This is a genomic window from uncultured Thiodictyon sp. (genome assembly GCF_903828115.1).
Taxonomy (GTDB): domain Bacteria; phylum Pseudomonadota; class Gammaproteobacteria; order Chromatiales; family Chromatiaceae; genus Thiodictyon.
The window spans coordinates 1-3,608 of record NZ_CAIKKU010000182.1 but is presented as its reverse complement, the minus strand read 5'-3'; the positions used below and the strand labels follow the sequence as shown (position 1 = coordinate 3,608).

Here is a 3,608-nt window from a genome sequence, read left to right as displayed (position 1 = left end):
TGTCGTAATCGAACAATCCGACCACGACCACGACCACGACCACGACAACGACAGTCGCGGCTAACGGTCATGGCACCCGCGCCACCCCGGAACATGAGAGTCCTCTCGACCGCTAGCTCGATGGCCAGCGTGCGGGGCAGCGTAGTCAGGGCTTCCAGCCCTGACGGTTCCAGCCCCGACACCGTCAGGCCAGGATGGCCTGACTACGCACTTTCACGGTAAAGCCGCCCCCACCGGCTCCCGGCCTGACGTTCACGGCGAGCACGGTCAGCACACTCACCCCGGGGCCGCTGCTCGCGGCGCACGCAGGTCCCGAAATTCGGCGATAAACCCCGCGAGCGTCCCCGCGGCGATGGCGTCGCGCAGGCCCCGCATCAGGGTCTGATAATAGTGTAAGTTATGAATGGTATTGAGCCGGGCGCCCAGGATTTCGTGACATTTATCCAGGTGATAGAGATAGGCACGGCTGTAGTTGCGGCAGGTGGTGCAGTCGCAGCGGGGGTCCAACGGACCCTCATCGGTGCGGTGGACGGCGTTGCGGATCTTGACCGTGCCCTGGTGCGTGAAGAGCCAACCGTTGCGGGCATGGCGGGTGGGCATGACGCAGTCGAACAGATCGATCCCGCGGCAGACGGCGGCCACGATATCCTCGGGGGTGCCGACACCCATCAGGTAACGGGGGCGCTCCGCCGGCAGCCGATCCGCCAGGAAATCCAGCACCCGCAGCCGGTCCGCCTCCGGCTCGCCCACCGAGAGCCCGCCGATCGCATAGCCGTCGAAGCCGATCTCCACGAGCCCGGCGAGCGAGCGCTCGCGCAGCGACTCGTGCATCCCGCCCTGGACGATGCCGAACAGGGCCGCGGGGTTGTCGGCGTGCGCCGCGCGCGAGCGGGCGGCCCAGCGCAGCGACAGTTCCATGGAGGCGCCGGCGGTGTCGAGATCGGCCGGGTAGGGCGTGCACTCGTCGAAGATCATGACGATGTCCGAGCCCAGGGCGCGCTGCACGGCCATGGACTCCTCCGGCCCCAGGAACACCGGGCTGCCGTCCACCGGGGAGCGGAAGCGCACCCCCGCCTCGGTGATCTTGCGCAGTTCACCCAGACTGAAGACCTGGAAACCGCCGGAGTCCGTCAGGATCGGCCCCTCCCAGTGCATGAAGCGGTGCAGGTCCCCGCAGCGGCGGATCACCTCCACCCCGGGGCGCAGCATCAGATGAAAGGTGTTGCCCAGCACGATCTGCGCCCCCAGGGCAATCAGCTCCTCCGGGGTCATGGCCTTGACCGTCCCGTAGGTGCCGACCGGCATGAAGGCGGGGGTTTCCACGACCCCGCGCGGGAAGGACAGGCGGGCGCGGCGGGCTAGGCCCTGGGTGGCGAGCAGGTCAAAGTCCATCGGTGTCGTCCAGCCAGGCGGCGAGTTGGTGCAGGTCGGTGATGGTGAGGCGCGGCGGCGCCAGGTCGTCCGGCCAGGTGCGCCCCAGGCGGTTGATCCAGATCGCCTCGATCCCCAGGCAGCGCGCCGCCTCCACGTCCAGGTAAGGCTCGTCACCGACGTGCAGGCACTCCCCGGGAGCGGCCCCGGTGAGACGTAAGGCGAGATCGAAGACGACCGGGTCCGGCTTGGCCGCCCCGGCCCTGGCGGCGGTGATGTGGTGGTGGAAGAGACCGGCGAGCGGGGTGAGTTCCGGGTCCGCGTTGCCGTTGGTGATGGACACCAACTGGTAGTCCGCCGCCAGGCGGCGCAGCACCGGCGCCGCGTCCGGGAAGGGTTCGATGCGGTTGCGGTGCGCCATGAAGACCGCCAGGGCCTGCTCGCCCAACTGCCCCGCCAGGTCCGGCGGGTAGCCCAGCCCCTCCAGCAGGGACGCGATCGACAACTGCCGGGCCAAACCCAGATCGTGGGCGATCCCCGGGCGCTCAGCCATCAGTCGGAAGCGGTGCTCGCGCAGCGACTGGCGGTCATGGAGCGCGGCCAGGCGCGGCGCGCGCCGGGCGAGCCAGTCCAGCAACGCCTCCTCGGCGGCGCGGATCACCGGCTCGCAGGGCCAGACGGTGTCGTCCAGATCCAGGGTAATCAGACGAAAGCGGGGTTGGGGCATCGGATGGGATCGCGCGGTGGGGGCGCCCATTGTGCCAGTCGGCGGCGGGGCGCGGCCAGCCGTCGGTTGAATTCGGTGCCCCGCACCGGCACCTGACGCTCAACTGCAAGACAACGAGGACACGACGATGGCGAGCGAGACCGCAACCCTGGGCGGCGGCTGTTTCTGGTGCGTCGAGGCCGCCTTTCTGGATCTCAAGGGCGTCACCGCGGTCGTCTCCGGCTACGCCGGCGGGGCCGCGCCGAACCCCAGCTACCAGCAGGTCTGCACCGGCAGCACCGGCCACGCGGAGGTCGTCCAGGTGACCTTCGACAACGCAGCGATCGACTACCGGACCATCCTGGAGGTCTTCTTCACCGTCCATGACCCCACCACGCTCAACGCCCAGGGTGCCGACGTGGGGACCCAATACCGCTCCGTCATCTATTGGCACACGGATGCGCAGCGCGAGACTGCCCTCGCGGTCATTGCCCAACTGACCCGCGAAGGCGTCTGGCCCAACGCAATCGTGACCGAGGTCGCCCCGCTCCCGACCTTCTATCCGGCCGAGGACTATCACCAGAACTATTACCGCCGCAACCCCTACCAGGGGTATTGCCAGGCGGTCATCTCACCCAAGCTCGGCAAGCTGCGGCAGAAGCACCGGGAATTGCTGGTGGCCTGAAGCCCCAGGAGTCCAAGGCTTCAGCCTTGGCGGGGCTCGGAGATGGATTGGGTGCTGTCCCGGTTCTCCAGCAGTGAGGCAAGAAACCCAGGCAATGCCGCAGCCCCGTTCTGCAGAATCGTCTTACACGGGTGCGGGCGTTTCCGCCGACCAAGACGTTGGCGATGTTCATGACCCAAGCGCTCTCGGCGGACGGCAGTTGTCGCCAGGCGCTCGACGACTACGGGGTCGAGCGGGCGATCGCCGGGCTGCCGCCCCTGAGTACTTGCACCAGCGCCTACTGCCAGGCACGCGCCCGGTTGCCGTTGCCGATGATCAGGACGCTGACGCGCCAAACCGGGGGGCTCGTGACGGATGGGGCGCCGGACTGGTGGCACTGGCAGCAGCGTCGGGTGCGGCTCGCCGACGGGGCGACGATGACCCTGGCGGACACCGCCGAAAACCAGGCCAAGTATCCGCAACCCAAGAGCCAGAAGGACGGGCTGGGGTTCCCGATCTGTCGGATGGTGGTCCTGCTCTGTCTGGCGACCGGGGTCGTGCTGGATGCCGCCATCGGTCCCTGCGCGGGCAAGGGCAGCGACGAGCGAACGCTGTTGCGCGCGCTCCTCGACAGCCTTCTAAGCGGCGAAATCTTGGTTGCAGATGCCTATTATACAACGTATTTTCTGCTCTGCGAGTTGGTGCGCCGCGGCGTTGATGGGGTGTTTGAGCAGTACGGCGCACGCAAGCGCAGCACCGATTTTAGCCTGGGCGAGTGGCTTGGGGTGCGCGACCACCTCATCGTCTTGCCGAAGCCCAAGAAACCGGATTGGATGAGCCGGGAGGACTACGATCAAGCTCCGGGCA

Annotated in this window: 3 protein-coding genes and 1 pseudogene; 2 read left to right on the top strand and 2 right to left on the bottom strand. The window is 67.9% G+C overall.

Features of this window, described 5'->3' with window-relative positions:
• Window positions 1-276: 276 nt before the first annotated feature.
• A complete protein-coding gene (tgt, locus tag QZY48_RS06555; RefSeq protein WP_295429243.1) occupies window positions 277-1,392 on the bottom strand; it encodes a tRNA guanosine(34) transglycosylase Tgt in 1,116 nt (371 codons plus the stop codon).
• Window positions 1,382-2,098, bottom strand: coding sequence for an HAD family hydrolase (locus QZY48_RS06550; protein WP_295429242.1), 717 nt, complete (start codon window positions 2,096-2,098; stop codon window positions 1,382-1,384). The genes tgt and QZY48_RS06550 overlap by 11 nt, the downstream gene beginning before the upstream one ends.
• Before the next feature lie 127 nt (window positions 2,099-2,225).
• On the opposite strand from QZY48_RS06550, the gene msrA reads away from it, so the two are divergent.
• Together msrA and QZY48_RS06540 are read left to right on the top strand one after the other, a co-directional pair.
• Window positions 2,226-2,762 carry a peptide-methionine (S)-S-oxide reductase MsrA gene (msrA, locus tag QZY48_RS06545; protein WP_295429239.1) on the top strand — a complete coding sequence of 179 codons (537 nt, stop codon included), beginning with the start codon at window positions 2,226-2,228 and terminating at the stop codon, window positions 2,760-2,762.
• 170 nt (window positions 2,763-2,932) lie between these two features.
• Window positions 2,933-3,608: pseudogene (locus QZY48_RS06540) on the top strand (IS4 family transposase); the annotation flags it as partial.